The 19,972-nt window shown below is 68.1% G+C and carries 21 protein-coding genes; 9 read left to right on the top strand and 12 right to left on the bottom strand.

The features are described from left to right. Nucleotides 1–5: 5 nt before the first annotated feature. From AC07PU_RS03050 to AC07PU_RS03025, 6 genes are all read right to left on the bottom strand, one after another. Nucleotides 6–893, bottom strand: a complete 888-nt coding sequence (locus AC07PU_RS03050) for a branched-chain amino acid ABC transporter permease (RefSeq protein WP_203207150.1) — start codon at nt 891–893, stop codon at nt 6–8. 4 nt (nt 894–897) lie between these two features. Beyond that, entirely contained in the window at nt 898–1,605 is a 708-nt protein-coding gene (locus AC07PU_RS03045; protein WP_495315116.1) for an ABC transporter ATP-binding protein, read from the bottom strand. After that, a complete protein-coding gene (locus AC07PU_RS03040; RefSeq protein ID WP_422098975.1) occupies nt 1,605–2,384 on the bottom strand; it encodes an ABC transporter ATP-binding protein in 780 nt (259 codons plus the stop codon). Before AC07PU_RS03040 ends, AC07PU_RS03045 begins: the two co-directional genes overlap by 1 nt. Nucleotides 2,385–2,466: 82 nt before the next feature. Beyond that, the gene (locus tag AC07PU_RS03035) at nt 2,467–3,672 is read right to left on the bottom strand and encodes an ABC transporter substrate-binding protein (protein WP_093352225.1); all 1,206 of its coding nucleotides are present in this window, start codon (nt 3,670–3,672) and stop codon (nt 2,467–2,469) included. 107 nt (nt 3,673–3,779) lie between these two features. Continuing rightward, a complete protein-coding gene (locus AC07PU_RS03030; protein WP_495315801.1) occupies nt 3,780–4,724 on the bottom strand; it encodes an NAD(P)-dependent oxidoreductase in 945 nt (314 codons plus the stop codon). Further along, a complete protein-coding gene (locus AC07PU_RS03025; protein WP_495315799.1) occupies nt 4,720–6,144 on the bottom strand; it encodes an aldehyde dehydrogenase family protein in 1,425 nt (474 codons plus the stop codon). Before AC07PU_RS03025 ends, AC07PU_RS03030 begins: the two co-directional genes overlap by 5 nt. A gap of 146 nt (nt 6,145–6,290) precedes the next feature. Here AC07PU_RS03025 and AC07PU_RS03020 point away from each other — a divergent pair, with 146 nt between their 5' ends. After that, nucleotides 6,291–7,244 (top strand): LysR family transcriptional regulator, encoded by a 954-nt coding sequence (locus AC07PU_RS03020; protein WP_495315113.1) that lies wholly within the window; start codon nt 6,291–6,293, stop codon nt 7,242–7,244. 27 nt (nt 7,245–7,271) lie between these two features. On the opposite strand, the gene AC07PU_RS03015 is transcribed toward AC07PU_RS03020, so the two are convergent. The 5 genes from AC07PU_RS03015 to AC07PU_RS02995 form a co-directional block, all read right to left on the bottom strand. Continuing rightward, the gene (locus tag AC07PU_RS03015; RefSeq protein ID WP_495315111.1) at nt 7,272–7,670 is read right to left on the bottom strand and encodes a cupin domain-containing protein; all 399 of its coding nucleotides are present in this window, start codon (nt 7,668–7,670) and stop codon (nt 7,272–7,274) included. A gap of 40 nt (nt 7,671–7,710) precedes the next feature. Then, nucleotides 7,711–8,613, bottom strand: coding sequence for an ABC transporter permease (locus AC07PU_RS03010; RefSeq protein WP_431514162.1), 903 nt, complete (start codon nt 8,611–8,613; stop codon nt 7,711–7,713). Beyond that, a complete protein-coding gene (locus AC07PU_RS03005; RefSeq protein ID WP_495315109.1) occupies nt 8,603–9,412 on the bottom strand; it encodes an ABC transporter ATP-binding protein in 810 nt (269 codons plus the stop codon). Before AC07PU_RS03005 ends, AC07PU_RS03010 begins: the two co-directional genes overlap by 11 nt. Next, entirely contained in the window at nt 9,409–10,491 is a 1,083-nt protein-coding gene (locus tag AC07PU_RS03000; RefSeq protein ID WP_495315107.1) for an ABC transporter substrate-binding protein, read from the bottom strand. The genes AC07PU_RS03005 and AC07PU_RS03000 overlap by 4 nt, the downstream gene beginning before the upstream one ends. A 147-nt stretch (nt 10,492–10,638) precedes the next feature. After that, entirely contained in the window at nt 10,639–11,541 is a 903-nt protein-coding gene (locus AC07PU_RS02995) for a LysR substrate-binding domain-containing protein (protein ID WP_495315105.1), read from the bottom strand. Nucleotides 11,542–11,649: 108 nt separating this feature from the next. Between AC07PU_RS02995 and AC07PU_RS02990 the strand changes: the two genes are divergently transcribed. Next, nucleotides 11,650–12,273, top strand: a complete 624-nt coding sequence (locus AC07PU_RS02990) for a helix-turn-helix domain-containing protein (protein WP_431514166.1) — start codon at nt 11,650–11,652, stop codon at nt 12,271–12,273. Nucleotides 12,274–12,302: 29 nt separating this feature from the next. On the opposite strand, the gene AC07PU_RS02985 is transcribed toward AC07PU_RS02990, so the two are convergent. Then, on the bottom strand, nt 12,303–13,091 hold the full coding sequence (locus tag AC07PU_RS02985) for an SDR family oxidoreductase (RefSeq protein WP_495315103.1): 789 nt from the start codon (nt 13,089–13,091) through the stop codon (nt 12,303–12,305). Between the two features lie 196 nt (nt 13,092–13,287). On the opposite strand from AC07PU_RS02985, the gene AC07PU_RS02980 reads away from it, so the two are divergent. The 7 genes from AC07PU_RS02980 to AC07PU_RS02950 all read left to right on the top strand — a co-directional run bounded on the left by AC07PU_RS02980 (nt 13,288) and on the right by AC07PU_RS02950 (nt 19,972). After that, on the top strand, nt 13,288–14,259 hold the full coding sequence (locus tag AC07PU_RS02980) for a Bug family tripartite tricarboxylate transporter substrate binding protein (RefSeq protein ID WP_495315101.1): 972 nt from the start codon (nt 13,288–13,290) through the stop codon (nt 14,257–14,259). A 32-nt stretch (nt 14,260–14,291) separates the two neighbouring features. After that, the gene (locus AC07PU_RS02975; RefSeq protein WP_208513091.1) at nt 14,292–15,095 is read left to right on the top strand and encodes an aldolase; all 804 of its coding nucleotides are present in this window, start codon (nt 14,292–14,294) and stop codon (nt 15,093–15,095) included. Continuing rightward, entirely contained in the window at nt 15,092–15,883 is a 792-nt protein-coding gene (locus AC07PU_RS02970; protein WP_495315099.1) for a hydroxypyruvate isomerase family protein, read from the top strand. Before AC07PU_RS02975 ends, AC07PU_RS02970 begins: the two co-directional genes overlap by 4 nt. 85 nt (nt 15,884–15,968) lie before the next feature. Then, nucleotides 15,969–16,790, top strand: a complete 822-nt coding sequence (locus AC07PU_RS02965; protein ID WP_495315097.1) for an isocitrate lyase/PEP mutase family protein — start codon at nt 15,969–15,971, stop codon at nt 16,788–16,790. 205 nt (nt 16,791–16,995) lie between these two features. Continuing rightward, nucleotides 16,996–17,214 (top strand): hemin uptake protein HemP, encoded by a 219-nt coding sequence (gene hemP / locus AC07PU_RS02960; RefSeq protein ID WP_495315797.1) that lies wholly within the window; start codon nt 16,996–16,998, stop codon nt 17,212–17,214. A 129-nt stretch (nt 17,215–17,343) separates the two neighbouring features. Then, nucleotides 17,344–17,757: a ferric uptake regulation protein gene (locus AC07PU_RS02955; RefSeq protein ID WP_093352239.1), complete on the top strand. Its 414-nt coding sequence runs from the start codon at nt 17,344–17,346 to the stop codon at nt 17,755–17,757. A 91-nt stretch (nt 17,758–17,848) separates the two neighbouring features. Beyond that, nucleotides 17,849–19,972 (top strand): putative bifunctional diguanylate cyclase/phosphodiesterase, encoded by a 2,124-nt coding sequence (locus tag AC07PU_RS02950; protein ID WP_093352242.1) that lies wholly within the window; start codon nt 17,849–17,851, stop codon nt 19,970–19,972.

The raw sequence follows: 19,972 nt of genomic DNA, 5'->3' as shown, positions 1-19,972 counted from the left end.
CGGACTCACTTTTCTTTGCCGAACAGGCCGGCCGGGCGCACCAGCAGCACGATGACCATGATCACGAACACGACCGAGGACGAGGCCTCCGGGTAGAACACCTTGGTGAGGCCTTCGATCACGCCCAGGCCCAGGCCGGTGAGGATCGCGCCCATGATCGAACCCATGCCGCCGATCACGACGACGGCGAACACCACGATGATGAGGTTCTGCCCCATCAGCGGCGAAACCTGCATCACCGGCGCGGCCAGCACGCCGGCGAAGGCGGCCAGGCCGCAGCCGAAGGCATAGGTCAGCGTGATCATCAGCGGCACGTTGACGCCGAAGGCCTCCACCAGCCGCGGGTTCTCGGTGCCCGCGCGCAGGTAGGCGCCCAGCCGCGTCTTCTCGATCGCATACCAGGTGGCGAAGCACACGGCGAGCGAGGCCACGACCACCCAGGCGCGGTAGTTGGGCAGCACCATGAAGCCCAGGTCGCTGGCGCTGGCCAATGCCGTGGGCGTGTCGTAGCTCAGGCCCGAGACACCGTAGACCGAGCGGAATGCGCCTTCGATCAGCAGCGTGAGGCCCAGGGTGAGCAGCAGGCCGTAGAGATGGTCGAGCTTGTAGATCCAGCGCAGGAACAGGCGCTCGATCAGCACGCCGAGCAGGCCGACGACCAGCGGCGCCACGGCGAGCATCGCCCAGTAGCCGATGCCGAGGTAGCTCATCGCCATCCAGCTGAACACCGCGCCCACCATGAACAGCGCGCCATGCGCGAAGTTGATGACGTTGAGCAGCCCGAAGATCACAGCGAGCCCGAGGCTCAGGATCGCATAGAACGACCCGTTGACCAGGCCCAGCAGCAGTTGGCTCAGCAGGGCCTGCACGGGAAAACCAAAGACAGTCGTCATCGCCTCAGACTCCCAGCAATTCGTTGAGCACGGGCATCCTGGCTTCGAGCTCGTCGGCGCCGAACTTCAGGACGATGCGGCCGTGCTCCATCACGTAGAAGCGATCGGCCAGCGGCGCCGCGAAGCGGAAGTTCTGCTCCACCATCACGATGGTGTAGCCCTTGGAACGCAAGGTCGTGATCATTCGCGCCAGCGCCTGCACGATCACTGGCGCCAGGCCTTCGGAGATCTCGTCGAGCAGCAGCAGCTTGGCGCCCGTGCGCAGGATGCGGGCGACCGCGAGCATCTGCTGTTCGCCACCCGACAGCCGCGTGCCCTGACTGTGGCGGCGCTCCGCCAGGTTCGGGAACATCGCGTAGATCTCGTCGACCGACATGCCCTGCCCCGCACCCTTGAGCTCGGGCGGCAGCATCAGGTTCTCCTCGCACGACAGGCTCGCGAAGATGCCCCGCTCCTCGGGGCAGTAGCCGATGCCCAGGTGCGCGATGCGGTGCGTGGGCATCGCGATCGTCTCCCGGCCATTGACCTCGATGCTGCCCTTGCGCGCGCCGGTCAGGCCCATGATCGCGCGCAGCGTGGTCGTGCGGCCCGCGCCGTTGCGGCCCAGCAAGGTCACGACCTCGCCCGGCTGCACAACCATGTCGACGCCGTGCAGCACATGCGATTCGCCGTACCAGGCCTGCAGGCCCTTGATCTCGAGTGCGGCGGTCATCAGTGGGCTCCCTGCAGTTGGCCGTCGGTGGTGCCCATGTAGGCCTCCATGACCTGCGGGTTCTTCGAGACTTCCGCGTAGGGGCCTTCGGCCAGCACGGCGCCACGCTGCAGCACGGTGATGGTGTCGGCGATGGTCGAGACCACGCTCATGTTGTGCTCGACCATCAGGATGGTGCGGCCCGCCGACACGCGCTTGATCAGCTCGGCCACGCGGTGCACGTCCTCATGGCCCATGCCCTGCGTGGGCTCGTCCAGCAGCATCAGCTCGGGCTCCATCGCGAGCGTGGTCGCGATCTCGAGCGCGCGCTTGCGGCCATAGGGCAGGTTCACGGTCTGCTCTTCGGCGAGTTCTTCGAGGCCCACCTCGGCGAGCAGCTCGCGCGCCCTCGCATTCAAGGGCTCGAGCGACTTCTCGCTCTTCCAGAAGTGGTACGAGGTGCCCAGCCTGCGCTGCAGCCCCAGGCGCACGTTCTCCAGCAGCGTGAGGTGCGGGAACACGGCCGAGATCTGGAACGAGCGGATGATGCCGCGCCGCGCGATCTGCGCGGGGCGCTCGCCCGTGATGTCCTGGCCGTTGAAAAGGATCGTGCCGCTGGTGGGCTCGAGGAACTTCGTGAGCAGGTTGAAGCAGGTCGTCTTGCCTGCGCCGTTGGGGCCGATGAGCGCGTGGATCGAACCGCGCACGACCGAGAGGTCGACCTTGCTGACAGCAGTGAAGCCCTTGAACTCCTTGGTGAGCTGGCGTGTTTCGAGAATGATGTCCGTGCGATACGACATGGAAAAGAGAGTGGGGCAAGGAAAAATAGCCGTGCGGCCGCGCGCCGCGCGAAACGCGGCGGCGGCACGGCTTCGGCGCGGATCAGCTCTTGGGCATCAGGTGGCAGGCGCCGGGCTTCGTCGGCGCATAGGCTTGCTCGCCCGGGATCTTCGAGACCACCTTGTAGTAGTCCCACGGCTGCTTCGATTCGCTGCGCTTCTTGACCTGCATCAGGTACATGTCGTGCACCATCGCGCCATCCGCGCGGATGTAGCCCTGCGCGAACATGTCGTCGATCTTGAGCGACTTGAGCGCGGCCATCACCTTGTCGGCGTCGGTGCTCTGCGCCGCTTCCACCGCCTTCAGGTAGCTCAGCGTGGCCGAGTAGTCGCCGGCCTGGAAGGTGGTGGGCATCTTCTTGTGCTTCTCGTAGAAGCGGGTCGCGAAGGCGCGCGACTTGTCGTTGAGGTCCCAGTACCAGCCATCGGTCAGGTACATGCCGCTGGTGGTGTCGAGGCCGAGGCTGTGCACGTCGGTGATGAACACCATGAGACCCGCGAGTCGCATCTTGCTGCTGATGCCGAACTCCTTGGCCGTCTTGATCGAGGTGATGAGGTCGCTGCCGCCGTTGGCGAGGCCGACCACCTGCGCGCCCGATGCCTGGGCCTGCGTCAGGTAGGACGAGAAGTCGCTCGCGTTCAGCGGATGGCGCACGCTGCCCTTGACGGTGCCGCCGCTGGCCTGGACCACGTCGATGCTGGCCTTCTCGAGCGAATAGCCGAAGGCATAGTCCGCGGTCACGAAGTACCAGCTCTTGCCGCCCTGCTCCACCATGGCCGTCGCCGTGCCGCGCGCCTGGGCCGAGGTGCTGTAGGTGTAGCGCACGAGATAGGGCTGGCAGGCCTCTTCCGTCAGGCTGTCGGCGCCCGCGCCGGCGGAGATGAAGACCTTCTTCTTTTCCTTCGAGATGTTGCTGATCGCCAGCGACGCCGAGGAGTTGGACCCCGCGATGACCAGCTCGACCTTGTCCTGGTCCCACCACTGGCGCGCCTTGTTGGCCGCGATGTCGGCCTTGTTCTGGTGATCGGCGGACAGCACCTCGATCGGCCGGCCCAGCACCTTGCCGCCGAAATCCGCGATCGCCATGCGGACCGCGTCGAGCCCGCCGGCGCCGTCGAAGTCGGAGTACGGCCCCGACATGTCGGTGACGAAGCCTATCTTGAAGCGATCGGGCGCGGCTTGCGCGCTGGCGTTCTGGATCCAGGGCAGTCCCGCGAGGACGGCCAGGGCGATGGCATGCATTCTCATTGTTTGTCTCCTGGGCAGCCGATGCTTCGACTGCGCTTTATGTTGATCGGGAAGCTAGGGATCGAGCCTCTTGCCGGACTCGTTTCGTTCGAAAGCGCTGGCCGTCGTCAGGCTGCCTTCCAGCCCGCGGGCACCCGTGCGCGCTCGATCCTCGCGAGGTCGCAGACCGCATCGGCGATGCCCGAGAAATCGATCTTTCCGTACTCGCTGGCGCGCGCCAGGCTGAACGATTCGAAGACCGCGGCGGCCACCGGCATCGGCACCCTGGCCGCGTGCGCCGCGCCCATCACCAGCGCCATGTCCTTGTGCGCGAGGTCGATCGTGAAGCCCGGCGTGGTGTCGCCCACCAGCACCTTGTTCGGGAAGTTCAGGCGCAACTGCCCGTTGGTCGCCGAGGTGCCGTAGAGCACCTGCAGGGTGCGGGTGATGTCGAGCCCGAAACGCTGCGACAGCGCGAGCGCCTCGGCGTTGACCTGGCACAGCGTGACCGCGACGTAGTTGTTGACCAGCTTGGTCCGGCCGCCCGTGCCGACGTCGCCGCAGTGGTAGACGGTCGAGCCCATGACATCGAGCAGCGGCCGCACGCGGGCGAAGTCCTCGTCGGTCGCGCCGACCATGAACAGCGATTCGCCGCGGTCCGCGTGTTCGGCCAGGCGGCCGACGGGCGCATCGACCACGGACTGCCCGGCCGCGCGCGCCGCCGCGGCCAGCCGGTCGGTGGCCAGCGGGTCGATGGTGCTCATGTCGAGCAGGATGTTGCCTTTGCGCGCGTTGGCGAAGATGCCCTCCGCGCCCAGGGCCACCTGCTCCACTTCGGTCGAGCTGGGCAGCATCGTCGCGACGATCGAACACTCGCGCGCGATCTGCGCGATGCTCTGCGCGCTCGCCGCGCCGGCATCGACCAGCTCGTTGACCGCCGCGGCGTTCAGGTCGTGGACCACCAGCGGGTAGCCCTGTTTTCGCAGGTTCAGGGCCATGGACTTGCCCATGCGCCCGAGCCCGATGAAGCCGATTTTTTCCATTCGATGTCTCCGGTGGTTCCTGGTATCAATGCCCGATGTAGGCGGTCTTGGTCAGCGTGTAGAAATCGGCGGCGTAGCTCCCCTGCTCGCGCGGGCCGAAGCTCGAGCCCTTGGTGCCGCCGAAGGGCACGTGGTAGTCGAGGCCCGCGGTCGGCAGGTTGACCATGGCCAGTCCGCTCTTCACGTTCAGGCGGAAGTGGGTCGCGTGCTTGTGGGACTGGGTGCAGATCCCGGCCGACAGGCCGTATTCGGTGTCGTTGGCCAGCGCGAGCGCTTCCTCGTAGCCGCGGGCACGGATCACCGTGGCGAACGGGCCGAACACCTCCTCGCGGTTGATGCGCATGTCGTTGCGGGTGTCGACGAACAACGCGGGCGCCATGAAGAACCCGGGTGTCGAACGCTCGAGCACGGCACCGCCTTCGATGAGCCGGGCGCCCTCGTCCTTGCCGACCGCGATGTAGCGCTGGATCATGTCGAGCTGGCGCTGGTTGATCACCGGGCCGATGTCGGTGCCGGCCGCCAGGGCGTGGCCCACCTGAACTTCGCGCATGCGCGCGCGCAGGGCCTCGACGAAGCGGTCGTGGATGCCGTCGGTGACGATCAGCCGGCTGGAGGCGGTGCAGCGCTGGCCGGCCGAGAAGAAGGCGCCGTTCAGCGCGCACTCCACCGCCTGCGGCAGGTCGGCGTCGTTGAGCACGACGAGCGGGTTCTTTCCGCCCATCTCGAGCTGCACGCGCACCATCTTCGCGACCGCGGCCTGGGCCAGCTTGCGGCCGGTGGCGACGCTGCCCGTGAAGCTCAGCGCATCGACGCCGTCGACGATGGCCGCGCCCGCGACCGCGCCATGGCCGTTCACCAGGTTGGCGACGCCCGCGGGCAGGCCGTTGCGCTCCAACACCCGGAAGAGTTCGCTCGCCACCGCGGGCGTCTCTTCGGAAGGCTTGAGCAGCAGCGTGTTGCCGAAGGCGAGCGCGGGCGCGATCTTCCATGCGGCGATGGCGATGGGGAAGTTCCACGGCGTGACCAGGCCCACCACGCCGATCGGCTCGCGGCTGGTCTGCACGCCGATGTTCGGGCGCACCGACGGGAGGTTCTCGCCGCCGTAGCGCACGGCCTCGCCGGCAAAGAAGCCGAAGATCTGGCTGGCCCGCGTGACTTCGCCGATGCCTTCGGCGCGGGTCTTGCCGGCTTCGCGCGAGACCAGCTCGCCGATCTGCTCGCGGCGCGCGAAGAGTTCGTGCGCCGTGCGTTGCAGCAGGTCGCTGCGGACCTGCGTGGTCGTTGCCGCCCAGGCCGGCTGGGCGGCGCGCGCGGCCGCCACGGCCTGGCGGACCTGTGCCGCGTCGGCGAGCGCGAAGTGGCCCACCACGTCGTGCGTGTCCGACGGATTGATGCTGGCGATCGATTCCTGGCCGGCGATCCATTCGCCGCCGATGAGGTTCTTCTGAATGTCCATGGTCCTGTCTCCTGGGCTGCCGGGTCACTCGCGGATGCGGGTGCCGGTATGAAGTGGGCGGATCATAAATTTGCATTTCACATGCCGTCGAATTACCATTTCTGATCGGTAAATCACTTTTTTTGCTGGCAGGAAACGCGATGGATACGCGGCAGATTCGGGCCTTTCTGGCAATCGCGGACACCGGCAGCGTGACGCGCGCCGCCGAGCTCCTTCATGTGGTGCAGCCCGCGATCTCGCGGCAGCTCAAGCTGCTGGAGGACGACCTCGGCGCGCTGCTCTTCGAGCGCAGCCGCGGCGGCATGGTGTTGACGGAGGCGGGCCGCACGCTCGTGGAGTACTCGCGGCGCGCGCTGCGCGAGCTCGACAACGCGAGGTCGGAAATCCAGCCCTCGGGCCCGTCGATCGCGGGCATCGTCCACGTGGGACTGCTGCCGAGCAGCTGCGAGCTGCTGGCCGCGCCGCTGGTGCTGGCGCTCAAGGAGCGCTACCCCGGCGTGCAGGTGTCGCTGTCGGTGGGCTACACGGACCATCTCGCGCGCTGGCTCGAGACGGGCGAGCTCGACATGGCGCTGCTGTACGACGCCCCGCAACGGCCGAGCGTGAGTCTGGAGCCCTTGCTCAAGGAGGTGCTGTGCCTCACCGCGCCGGCGGCGCACAGTCTCTCGCTGAAGAAGCCCGTGAAGGTCCGCGCGCTGGGCCAGGCGCCGCTGGTGCTGCCGAGCCAGCCGCACATCCTGCGCGGACTCGTGGAGCATGCATGCGCGGTCGCCGACGTGCCGTTCAGGATCGCGGCCGAGACGAATGCGCTGTCGGTCCAGCGCGACCTCGTCGTTCAGGGCGTGGGCTTCTCGGTGCTGCCGGCGGTCTCGATCCGCAGCGAGCTCGAACGCGGCCTGCTGTCGGCCGCCCCGATCGCGGCGCCCGAGTTCGCGCGCAGCATCTACCTGGCGCTGCCGACGACGCGCCGCACTTCCACCGCGGGCCAATGCGTGGTCGGCGAACTCAAGCGCTGCATGGAGGCCGCGGTCGAGAGCGGCGAATGGACCGGGGCGAAATGGATCCGCTCATCGGGCGAGCACGGACGAACCTAGTCGCGCCCGCCGTGCGGGGCCTCATGCTCAGAAGCCCTTCGTCTCCCCCGATGCGGCGTGGAAGAAGATGTTCGGCTTGCGATAGACCGCGAACACCACGGCGCCGGTCCTCGAGCTGTTGTCGTGGAACGAACCGGGCTTGCGCCAGATGTAATCCCCCGCCTGCGCCAGGCCGTCGTGGTCTTCCACCGAGCCCGACAGCACCAGGGTCTGCTCGAGCTCCGGGTGCTTGTGGAAGGGGATGTAGGCGCCCGGGTCGAGCTTGAGCAGGCAGGTCATCTCGCCCTGCTCGGGGTTCTCGTAGAGGACCTTGATCATGACCTTGTCGAAGCGCGTGGGCTTCCACTCGATGCGCTCGGGCTGGACGTAGATCGATCCCCCGATCGTGGGTTCCTGCTTGTGCGGCTTGCCGGCGATGGTGTTCATGGTGTCTCTCCTTCGAATGAATGAATGGATGGGGCGGCGCTCAGTGCGCGTCGCGGAACTCGGGCGACCACTTCATCGTTCGCTGCTCGACATGGCGAATGGCGGAAACGAGCACGATGCCCAGCACGGACAGCACCGTGATGGTGGCGAACATGTCGGTGGCGTTGAGCGTCGACAGCGAGGTGATGATCAGGTAGCCCATGCCGCGGTCCGAGCCCACGAACTCCGAGATCACGACGCCGATCAGCGAGAACGCGACCGCGTTCGGCAAGGCGGCGAACATCCAGCCCGAGACGAAGGGAATGCGCACGCTCCACAGCAGGTTCGAGCGCGAGGCGCCCAGGGTGCGGCAGAAATTGATCACGTGCGGCTCGATGCTCTGGCCGCCCTTGAAGGTGTTGAAGAACACCAGGAAGAAGACGATGAACCAGGCCGTCACCACCTTCGACGCCAGCCCCAGGCCGAAGATCATGGTGATCAGCGGCACGAAGGCGATGCGCGGCAGCGAGTTGGCGCCGGTGATGAACGGCGCCAGGATGCGGGCCAGCCTCGGGCTCTGCGACAGGCCCAGCCCGGCGATGAAGCCCGTGACCACCGAGACGACCAGGCCGATGGCCGTGGCCAGCACCGTCGATGCCAGGTGCGGCCAGATGAAGCCTGCCTTGCTCCCGAGCGTCCATTCGTAGATGCGCTGCGCGACCAGCGAGGGCCGGCTGATGAAGAAGGGGTCCATGAAGGTGTTGCTCACGAACCAGGGCACGCGGGTCAGCCCTTCCCACAGCGCGAGGAAGCCCGCGAAGATCGCGCACTGCCAGGCGAGCACGCCGAGGGCCTCCCGGCGCGCGGCCTTGCGCGCGGCGGCCGCGAAGTCCCGGCTGCGCAGGGCCGCCGCATCGTCCTGCGCGCCTTGCAGCGCGCGAGCGGCATCGTGTTCAGGCGACATGTGCCACCCCCTGTCCCTTGGTGCGCCCCTGCGCGGCCTGGAACTCGCGCCCGAGCACGGCCCAGATCGCGCGCACGTGATGGCTGAAGTCGTCCGAGTCGCGGAGCCCGAATACGTCGCGCGGCCGCGGCAGGTCGACACGGTGGTCGAGCACCACCCGGCTGGGCGGCGCCGACAGCACGATCACGCGATCGGACAGGCTCACGGCCTCGTCGAGGTCGTGCGTCACCATCACGACCGTCTGGCCCAGCTTCTGCCAGATGTCCAGCAGTTCCCGGTGCAGCGTCATCTTGGTGTTGCTGTCGAGCGCGCCGAAGGGCTCGTCGAGCAGCAGCACCTCGGGCTCGCAGGCGAGCGTCATCAGCAGCGCGACGCGCTGGCGCATGCCGCCCGACAGCTGGTGCGGCAGCATGTCCTCGCAGCCCGAGAGGTTCGCGAGTTCCAGCAGCCTGCGGACCGTTGTGCGGATCTCGTGGTTCGGCACGCCGCGGAACTTCAAGCCCAACCCGATGTTGCGGCCCACGGTGTGCCAGGGCAGCACGGTGTCCTTCTGGAAGATGTAGCCCAGCCGGTCGGGAATCGTTCCGTGCCGCACGGCACGCCCGCCGATCTCGATGCGGCCCGCGCTCGGTGCCATGAAGCTGCCCATCATGTTGAGCAGCGTGCTCTTGCCGCAGCCGCTCGGGCCCACGACCGCCACGAACTCGCCCTTGGCCACGCGGAACGAGACGTCGCCGATCGCCCAGGTCTCGCGCGTGGAACTCAGATAAGCCTTGCTCACGTGCTGCAGCTCGATCATGCGAGGCCCCGCGCGCGCTTGACGAAGCTCATGTTCACCATCTTCTCGTAGGGCACCTGCTTCATCTCCTGCGGCGTGATCTGCCGCCCGCCCATCACGTCCATCAGGCGCGCGTAGTGCTGCGGCGTGATCAGGTTGTCGCCGCTCCAGATCTTCTTGAACACCGACACCGAGTCGATGGAAAGCTGCCGGCCGTAGCCCGGCAGGTACTCCTCCTCGATCAGCGACACGATGTCGCCCGGCGCCGTCTGGCGGATGAAATCGGAGGCCTTGACGATGCCCGTGACGAGTGCCTGCACGGCCTCGGGGCGCTTGTCGATGCTGTCCTGCATCACGTAGAGGCCGACGCCCGGCACGTCGCCGCCGAAGGTGGAATTCCAGCTGGCGTCGTCCGTCACGTCGAACAGCGGAACGCCCCAGCCCTCCTCCTTCGCCTTGTTGAGCATCGAGTAGGTGGCCGTGCAGCAGTCGACCGACCCGCTCTTCACGGCGCCGAGCATGGTCGAGAAATCGCCCAGCGCCCGGACCTGCACCTTGTCCTTGATGCCCGCGCGGTCCGCCAGGTACACGGCCATGAGCCAGGTCGCCGACTGGGGCTGGGTCACGCCGATCGAGCGGCCCGCGAGCGACCTGATGTCCTTGAGGCCGCCCTCGTGGAGCTTCTTCGTGGTGAGGATGTTGGCGAACGCGATCCGGTTGTCGAAGCCCGCGACCAGCACCGCCTGCTTGCCCGCGATGGTCAGCGAGACCGGATCGTTCACGCCGGAGGTCGCGGCGAACAATTGCCCCGCCGCGAGCATCTGCTTCGCGCGCGGCCCGCTTTGCGCGTTCAGCGGCCGCACGTCGAGGCCGGCCTGCGCGAAGTAGCCCTTCTTCGCGGCGACATAGGCCATCGCGTAGAGCGGATCGATGCTCGCCACGCCGTAGTCCGCGGTGCCCAGCTTCGCCGACTGCGCGAGGGCCGTCCCCGGCATGAGGAACGACGAGAGCGCGGGCGCGATCGACGCGCCGGCGATGCCGCCGAGAAAACGGCGGCGGCTCCTCGACGAAGGGCTGCGGGCATGGCGGGGAGATGGCATCGGGGTGCTCCTGCTGGCGGGTGGACGGGGACCGTCTGGCGGCATGCCGCGCGACGTGCATTCAGTGTGCGAGGCGGTGCGTTCGCGGGCCAATACTTATGGCGACGGGCGTGATGCCGCGGCGGCATCAGGGCGCATCACGGCGCATCAAGGCGACATGGCGAACTGCGCGGGAAAGCTGCGCCGCGCTGCATCGACGAATCCGCCGACGAGCGGATTGGTGTCGTGCGCCCGCCAGGCGATGGCGATCTCGGCGCGTTCCTCGAGGTCGTTCAGCGGCCGGTATTCGACGCCGTCGGTGTGCAGATGCCGCGCGGCCTCGGGCACGATGGCGACACCCACGCCCGCGCCCACCATGCCCAGCATGGCCTGCGAATCGCCCACGTCGTGCATCGCGCGGGGCTCGAAACCGGCGTCTCGGCAGAAGCGCAGCGTGAGGCCGCCGAAGCTCTTGCCCGGACCCGCGGGCAGCGAGACGAAATCTTCGCACGCGAGGTCGCCGACCGCGAGCGACTCGCTGCGGCACAGCGGGTGCCCCTCGGGCAGCGCGACGACGAAGCGCTGCCGCTGGATGACATAGCTCGCGATGGCGACGTCGGGCTTCAGCAGCCGCAAGATCGCGACGTCGATGTCCTCGCGCAGCAGCGGCTCGAACTGCTGCAGCACCTGGAACTCGTTGAGCTTCACGTCGACGTTCGGGAACTCGCTGCGGAAGCCGCGCACGAGCATCGGCAGGAATTCGCTGGCCACCAGGCTGATGAATCCCACCCGCAGGTGCGCGCTGCAGCCGGCGGCCGCGCGTTGCGCGAGCCCCGGCAGTTGCTGCATCAGTCCGAGCACGGTGCGCGCCTGCTTGAGCACGGCGTCTCCCGCGGGCGTCAGCGCGACGTGCCGCTTGTCGCGCTCGACGAGCAGCACGCCGAGCCGGTCCTCGAGCTGCTGGATCTGCCGGCTCAGCGCGGGCTGGGCCACGTGCAGCCGGTCGGCGGCCCGGCGAAAGCTAAGCTCGTCGGCGACCGCCACGAAATAGCGCAACTGTCGAACATCCATGTGAAGGCGCTCCGGGATATCGAACGAACAATGCAAGAAGCGCGCCGAACGCGCGGCCGCCCTCCTCGCGCGGACCGGGGGCTGCTTCGTCTATGACAAGATCGGGCCATGGACCTGGAATCGTCGAAACCGCCGTCTGCCGGCGCAGCCCGCCCATCGAAGAAAAGCAAGGGCGACAGCGCGCCGCTGTCGCCCGCGGCGCTGGGACTGCGCATCCGCGCGCTGCGCAAGAGCAGGCAACTGACCGTGGAAGCCCTGGGCGAACTGGTCGGCGTGCACAAGACGCACCTGTCGCGCATCGAGCGGGGCCTCAAGGCGCCTTCGCTGACCATGATCTCCAAGCTGGCCAATGCACTGGGCTGCGGCATCGGTCACTTGGTGGGCGAGGTGATCCACGAAGAGGCGATCGTCGTGAGCCGCGGGGAGGAGCTGCATCCGCGCTTCATGGCCGACGAGCAGCACCAGTTCGCGGCCCTGCTGCAGGATGCGCGCTCGAGCAGCTTCGGCGCCTTCATCCTCTACCCCGGCACTTCCGACGGACCGATACAGGCCCAGCACGAAGGCCATGAGCTGCTGTACGTGCTCACGGGCAGCGTGGACATCCATTTCCAGGATCGTGTCGAGCGGCTTCGCGCCGGGGACTGCATCCATTTCCCGGGCTACCTCACGCACCGGATCGTCCGCGTCGGCCGCGCCAAGGCCAGCGCGCTGCTCGTGATGTCCGCCACCTGACCATCTCCCCGTTCGCGGCGGGCTGCGGACTAGCCCCGGCCGATGTACGGCATCTTGGTGGCGAGGAGGGTCTGAAACAGGATGTTGGCCTCCAGCGGCAGGCCGGCCATGTGCAGCACGGCGTCGGCGACGAGGTTCACATCCATCAGCGGCTCGCTCGCGAGCTGGCCGTTGGCCTGCAGGATGCCGCGCGCGAACTGGTCGGCCATGTCGGTGGCCGCGTTGCCGATGTCGATCTGCCCGCAGGCGATGTCGTAGGCCCGCCCGTCGAGCGAGACGGCCTTGGTCATGCCGCTGACCGCATGCTTGGTCGCCGTGTAGGCGATCGCGTTGGGCCGCGGCGCATGGGCGGCGATCGAGCCGTTGTTGATGATGCGACCGCCCATCGGGCGCTGGTCCTTCATCGTCCGGAATGCCTGCTGCAGGCAGAAGAACATGCCGTTCAGGTTCACGTCGACGACCTCGCGCCACTGCGTTGCACTCAGCGCGTGCCACTCGACCGGCGGCGCGGAGATGCCGGCATTGTTGAAGAGCACGTCGACCCGGCCCCAGCGTGACCTGACCCGCTCGAACATCTCGCCGACCGCATCGGCGTCCGTCACGTCGGTCGGCACGACCAGCGCGCGGTCCGGCACCGCCGAGCGGGCCGCCACCTCGGCGAGCACCTGTTCGCGGCGCCCCACGAGCGCCACCCTGTAGCCGGCCTTCAGCATGGCGAGCGCCACCGCCTTGCCGATGCCGCTGCCGGCGCCCGTCACCACCGCCACCTTGGGCGGGTTGCCTTCCGTCTCGTTGCGCGATTCGTCCAATGCCGTCAAAGCCGTTCTCCTTCTGCGGGCCAAACCGTCCTCCGACCGGAGGACCTTCGTTGCGGCAAAGAATATCCGTTTTGGTCAACGTGTTGACTAGTAGACACCCTGTGTTTAATACTCGCGCCCAATTCGGCCCGCGCACATCCGCTCGCACGCCGCCCGCATTCGTGAAGGCAATTTCGCCAGCAACCGGAGAGAAGGCATGTTCGACATCGATCGCCGCAGGTTTACCCTGCTTGCCGCAGCAGCGGGCGCGGCCCCCCGACTCGCGTTCGCGCAGAACGCATGGCCGTCCAGGCCGATCCGCATGGTGGTGCCCTTCGGCGCCGGCATGTCGATCGACGCGCTCGCGCGGCTGCTCGGCGACGGGCTCGGCAAGGCGCTCGGGCAGACGGTGATCGTCGACAACAAGCCCGGGGCCGCGGGCCTGATCGGCACGGCCGATGCCGCGCGCAGCGCACCCGACGGCTACACGCTGCTCGCGGGCGTGACCTCCGTGATGAGCATGAGCCCGCACGTCTACACGAAGATGCCCTACCAGGCATTGCAGGACTTCACGCCCATCGTCAGGACCGCGAACTTCGCGTTCGTGCTGCTGGCCGGAATGGCCCAGCCCTACAAGACCCTGCCCGAGCTGATCCAGCAGGCGAAGGCGAAGCCGACCTCCATCGACTACGCCTCGGTCGGCGTCGGCACCGCGCCGCACATCCTGATGGAGATGTTCGCCAGCCTGGCCGATGTGAAGCTCACGCACATTCCCTACAAGTCGCCGTTCCTGTCGGACCTCATGGGCGGACAGGTGGCGATCGGCTTCGAGCCGACCACGACCGCGATTCCCCTGATCCGCAGCGGCAAGGTGCGCGCGCTGGCCATCGGCAGCAAGGCCAGGAATCCGCAGCTACCGGACGTGCCGGCGCTGTCGGAGTTCTTCCCGGGCTTCGAGGGCGACAACTGGCACGGCCTGTTCGCGCCGCGCGGCACGCCCGACACCGTGATCCAGCTCGTGAACACGGAAATGAACCGCGTGCTCCAGACCAACGAGATCAAGAGCCGGCTGGCCGACCTCGGACTGCAACCCGGTGGCGGTTCGAGCAGCGAGTTCAGGGACTACTTCCGCGCCGACTACGCGCGCTGGGGCGAGGTCATCCGGCAATTCAACATCCGCATCGATTGATCGATGCGCCCTCCCCACTCCCGAAAGAAGCAATGAACCCAGAGACACAACGCTCGGAACAGGACATCAAGGAAGCCTATTACCGCGAACTGCGCGCCAAGGCGCCGGGCATCGCCTACAGCGAGCTCGAGCAGCTGGTCCTGGCCGCGCGCATGCTGGCGGCCGAGGGCCATTGGGCCAACGGCATCGCGGGGCAGATCACCGCGCGCGCCGAAGCGCCGGGCACCTACTACACGCTCAAGTTCGGCATCGGTGCCGACGAAGCCACGCCCGACGGCTTCATGGTGACCAACGACGCGCTGCAGGCGCTCGATGGCCGCTCCCTGCCCAATCCGGCCACGCGCTTCCACACCTGGGTCTATCGCGCCAACCCCGAGGTGAAATGCATCATCCACACCCATCCGCCGGCCGTGCAGACGCTGGCCATGATCGGGCAGCCGCTGATCGTCGCGAACATGGACGCCTGCGTGTTCCACGACAACTGCAGCTACCTGGAGGAGTGGCCCGGCCTTCCCATCGCCGATGAGGAGGGGCGCATCATTTCGCAGGCGCTGGCGGGCCGCAAGGCGCTGCTGCTGGCCCACCACGGGCTGCTGACCGCGGGCACGAGCATCGCCGAGGCGGCCACCCTGGCCATCTGGATGGAGCAGCAGGCGGCGAACCAGTTGCGCGCGTCGGCGGCGGGGACCATCCGTCCGGTGCCGGACCACCTGGCGAGCGAAGCGCGCGACTTCCTGCTGAAGCCGCAGGTCATCGACATGGCCTTCCTCTACTTCGCGCGGCGCGTGCTGCGCGACGATCCCGATTGCCTCGCGGCGAATCGGCAGCCCGCATGAGATTCGCGGCCAACCTGTCGACGCTGTTCGCCGAGTTGCCGCTGCTGGCGCGCGTCGAGGCAGCGGCGTCTCTCGGGTTCGCGGGCGTCGATATCTGGTTCCCCTACGAGGTGGACGCGAAGGTGCTGCGCGCGGAACTGGCGCGCCACGAGGTGCAGTGCGTGACGATGAACACGCAGCCCGGCAACGTCGACCGGGGCGACTGGGGACTGGCTGTCGACGCCACGCGCCGGGCCGAGTTCCTCGCGTCGGTGGAGATCGCCGCCGCCTACGCGGCCGAGATCGGTTGCCCGCGGATCCATGCGATGTCGGGCGGCGTGCCGCAGGACGTGACCCGCGAGGCATCGTGGGAGGTCTTCGCAAGGAACATCGACGACGCCTGCGTCATCGCCGCGCGCCACGGTCTCAGCATGATGATCGAGCCGCTCAACGCGATCGACCGGCCGAACTTCCTGCTCACGCGGCAGGCCCAGGCCATCGCGCTGATCGAACAGCTGGGCCGCGACAACCTCAAGATCATGCTGGACCTGTTCCACCTGCAGCGCGGCGAAGGGAACCTCATCGAGCGCATGCGTCAGAGCCTGCCGCATGCGGCGCATGTCCAGATCGCGGACGTGCCCGGTCGGCACGAGCCGGGCAGCGGCGAGATCAACTTCGCGATGGTGTTCCGGACCTTGAAGCAGCTCGGATGGACGGGCTGGATCGGCTGCGAATACTTTCCCAGCGAGAGCACCCTGGCCAGCTTCGGGTGGCTGGAAGCGCACGGCATCGAGCTGCGGGCGCGCTGAGAACAGCAGTTTTTTCCAAGCCGCGACGGCGCGTCGCTTCTACGCTGCGGTCACTTCCAACCCCCTCCTCACGGAGCCAGTGACCATGCAACGCAACGACGACACGCCATCCAGGACCGACCTCTTCCATCGCCTGCACACGGGCCCCGCGCCCCTGATCCTCGTGAACGCCTGGGACGCCGCCAGCGCCCGCCTCATCGAGCGCGCGGGCGCGAGCGCCATCGCCACCACCAGCGCGGGCATCGCGTGGTCGCTCGGCTACGCGGACGGCGAACTGATCGCGGCCTGCGCGCGCATCTGCCGCGTGGCGCGCGTGCCGGTGAGCGTGGACCTCGAACGCGGCTACGGCGACAGCACGCAGGCGGTGCGCGACGTGGCGGCCGCGCTCATCGATCTGGGCGTGGCCGGCATCAACATCGAGGACGGTACGCGGCCCGGCACGCGCGAGCTGGTGCCGCCCGACGTGCTGTGCGAGCGCATCGCCGCGATCCGCGCGCTCGATGCGCGCTTCTTCATCAATGCGCGCACCGACACCCACATCGTCCCCTGGGACGACCCGGCGGCGCGCTTCGAGGAAACGCTGCGCCGCGCCGCGCTCTGCGCGGCGGCGGGCGCGGACGGCATCTTCGTGCCCGGCCTGTCGAGCCCCGAGGAGATCGAAGGCCTGTCCCGCGCGGTGGCCCTGCCGGTGAACGTGTACGCGGGCTATGCCGGCGCGCCCACGGCCGAGAGTCTTGCGCGGGCCGGCGCGCGCCGCATCAGTCTCGGCTGCGGCCCGCTGCAGGCGGCGCTGGGCCTGGTGGGCCAGCTCGCGAGCGAGGCCTTCGCGCACGGCCGCTTCGATGCGATGGACGAACGCATGCTGTCGGTCGGCGAGCTCAACGCGCTCTTTTCACCCACCGCATGAAAATTCAGTTTTCATTAATGCGAATCACTCTCATTCAGTGCTATAGTCGAGCCAAGTCACCAACCAGCTTCATCCCGAAGCGACCACCGCCACCATGCAAGCTCTCCTCTCTCAAGGAAGCCAACCGTCCCCGTCGGGACTGACCAGCCACCGCCCGACCCTGCGCGTACGCCGCGCGGCCGCGCCGCAGCCCGTCGCCCTGACGGTGGAGGCCTTCGTGCACGAGCCGGTGCTCGCGGACGAAGTCGCCCGCGAAGCCGCCGCGCCGGAGGAGGTTCGCCCATTCGACGACGCCGCGCTGGTGACGGCCAGTCTCGACAGCGCTGCGCTGCTGCGCGGCCAGAAGGTGGTCGAGATCTCGCACAACGGATTCGTGTACAGGCTGCAGGCCACCAAGCTGGGCAAGCTCATCCTGACCAAGTAGTTTCAGTTTCATCGTGGGGCGACTCCGAGACTCAACGGTCTCCAAGGGTCGTTTTTTGCTAGCCATCGGTTCACCGGCCAGCCATGCATTTTTTTCCCACGCCGACGAACATCGACCGGACGCACGCGCATGGATGAGCACGCCGCCGCTCCCGACCTGAAGCAGACCGGGCTCAAGGCCACCCTGCCGCGCCTGAAGGTGCTGGACCTGTTCCGCACCAGCAAGCAGCGGCACATGGCGGCGGAAGACGTCTACCGCCAGCTGCTGGCCGAACAGACCGACCTGGGCCTGGCCACCGTCTACCGCGTGCTGGCCCAGTTCGAGCAGACCGGCCTGCTCAAGAAGAGCCAGCTCGGCAACAACAAGGCCGTGTACGAGCTCAACGACCGCGAGCGCCACCACGGCCACCTGGTGTGCACCAAGACCGGCGACGTGCTCGAGTTCTTCGACCCCGAGATCGAGAACCGCCTCAAGGTCATCGCGGCGGAACTGGGCTTCGAGCTCTCCGACTACGTGGTCACGGCCTTCGGCGCGCGGCGCTAGTGGCCGGCCCTCGCGACGTGAGGCGACCACGCCCCAGCGGGTCGTACCCCCGCATCAACCCCTTGTTACATGCTCGCGAGATACTCGGGAGGTGAACGCCCCGTCCCTTTTTCTCCCGTCCCACCACGACCCGCTGATCGTCGCGGCCTCCCTGCTGATCGCCACCCTGGCCTCCTTCGTCGCGCTCGACCTGTCGCGGCGCATGCGCGGGCCCGGCGGAAATTTCCAGCCGCTGTGGTGGAGCGTCGGCTCGGTGGTGCTGGGCACGGGCATCTGGTCGATGCATTTCGTGGGCATGCTGGGCTTCACGCTGCCGATCGAGCTGGGCTTCTCGGGCTGGTACACCTTCCTGTCGTGGGTCGCGGCGGTCGCGGCCTCCGGGGTGGCGCTGTGGGTCGCGAGCCGGCCCAACTACAGCCTCGGACGGCTGGGCGTGGCCTCGCTGGTCATGGGCGGCGGCATCTGCGGCATGCACTACATCGGCATGGCGGCGCTGCAGATGGCGCCCGGCATCCTGTGGCAGCCGGTGATCGTGGGGCTGTCCGCGCTGATCGGCATCGGCGCCTCGGCGGTGGCACTGCTGATCATGCGCAACCTGGTCCGCGTGAGCGCCGCCCGGCGCCCGGCCGTGCAGCTGCTGGCCGCGCTGGTGATGGGCGTGGCGATCTGCGGCATGCACTACACGGGCATGGCCGCGGCCAATTTCGCGCCCGATTCGGTCTGCCTGAGCGCCGGCGAGCTGCATGGCACGGGGCTGACGGTCATCGTGGTGCTGGCGTCGTGCGTGCTGCTGCTGGGCACGCTGCTCGGCTCGATCCTCGAGGCGCGCATGCAGATGGTCACGCAGCGCCTGGCGCTGTCGCTCGAGGACGCCAACGCCGAGCTCACCCACGCCAACCGCGAGCTGCAGCGGCATGCCTTCACCGACGCGCTGACCGGCCTGCCCAACCGCGTGCTGTTCGAGGACCGGCTGGAACACGCGCTGGCGCGCATGGCGCGCGTCAACCAGCCGCTGCTGAAGGAACGCGTGGCGATCCTGTTCGTCGACCTCGACGGCTTCAAGCCGATCAACGACTCCTTCGGCCACGCGGCCGGCGACGAGATCCTGCGTGCCGCGGCCAAGCGGCTGATGGACGTCGCGGGCGACGGCGACACGGTGGCGCGCATCGGCGGCGACGAGTTCCTGCTGCTGCTCGAGGGCGTGAGCGATGCGGCCGAGGCCGCCCAGGTGGCCAACCGTGCGTTGCGCAAGCTGGCCGAGCCCTTCTCGCTGCAGGACAAGCCGCTGCAGATCGCCTGTTCGATCGGCATCGTGGTCTACCCCGGCCAGGGCGAGCCCGACAAGCTCGTGGCCAATGCCGACGCCGCGATGTACATCGCCAAGCGCGCCGGCGGCGCGAACTACGTGATGTTCGAATCACACATGGGCTCCGACGTGGCGGCGCAGCTGCGGCTGCAGAGCGACCTGCGCCGGGCCGTCGACCTGAACCAGTTCGAGCTGCACTACCAGCCGAAGATGGACGGCCGCGACGGCTCGCTCAGCGGCGTGGAGGCGCTGGTGCGGTGGAACCACCCCGAGCTCGGCCTGATCGGGCCGGCGCAGTTCATCGGCCTGGCCGAGCGCTTCGGCATGATCGTGCGCCTGGGCGACTGGATCCTCGACGAGGCCTGCCGGCAGATCGCCCAGTGGCGCACGCAGGGCCTGTCGATGCCGGTGGCGGTGAACCTGTCGGTCATGCAGTTGCGCGAGGTGGATTTCGTCGAGCGCGTCGAGCGCGCGCTGGCCCGGCATGCGGTGCCGGCCTCGCTGCTGCTGTGCGAGATCACCGAGTCGGTGGCGATGGAGGACATCCGCGCCACGCACCGCACCTTCGAGGGCCTGGCGGCCGTGGGCGTGTTCCTGTCGATCGACGATTTCGGCACCGGCTACTCGAGCCTGAGCCAGTTGCGCCGGCTGCCGGCGCGCCAGGTCAAGATCGACCGCAGCTTCGTGCAGGACCTCGAATCCAAGGAGGATTCGCGCGCCGTGGTCGACGCCGTGATCCGGCTCGCGCATGCGCTGGGCCTGAGCGTGGTGGCCGAGGGGGTCGAGAACGAGATCCAGCGCGACATCCTGCTGACGATGGGCTGCGACGAGCTGCAGGGCTTCCTGTACTCGCGCGCGCTGCCGGCCTCGCAGCTGTTCGACTGGCTCGCGGTGCGCGCCGCGGCCTGA

Source organism: Variovorax sp. GW821-FHT10D07 (assembly GCF_059415325.1).
This window is presented reverse-complemented; position numbering and strand designations above follow the sequence as displayed.